The organism is Scandinavium sp. M-37 (assembly GCF_043558715.1).
In the GTDB taxonomy this organism is placed as follows: Bacteria; Pseudomonadota; Gammaproteobacteria; order Enterobacterales; family Enterobacteriaceae; genus Scandinavium; species Scandinavium vulneris_A.
On the sequence record NZ_JBIGIN010000128.1, the window covers coordinates 1 to 360 of the forward strand.

The 360-nt window shown below is 57.2% G+C and carries 1 protein-coding gene; it reads right to left on the reverse strand.

From position 1 onward, the window contains the following. On the reverse strand, window positions 1-360 hold a 360-nt coding region (locus tag ACG0Z5_RS24025; protein WP_394451696.1), incomplete at both ends, for an oligosaccharide flippase family protein.

The following is a 360-nucleotide window of genomic DNA, read 5'->3' on the forward strand; positions in this document are numbered from 1 at the left end:
CGCCGAAGCGCAGGTTAGAGGAAACAGAGGCCAGCGAGAAATGCAGCCCCGGACGATAAATCCGGCGCCCAAACCAGCCAAACAGCAGGGTCCGCACCGCACTGTTGACCAGATAACCGAGGATCGCGGTCATTGCCAGCGGCCAGAAATGCGCACTCACCACCGTAAAGGTGAACCCCGCCAGTACGGCGGAGGTTTCAATCATACCGATCTTGTTGAATTCCAGCTCTTTTTGCATCAGGGCGCGGAACTGCTGCCCGTGCGGGATAACCACAAACGCAAACGACAACGTGCGCATCAGCGGGGCCAGATCCGGGTTATGCAGAATGTCAGCAATGAACCCACTCAGGGAAAACACCA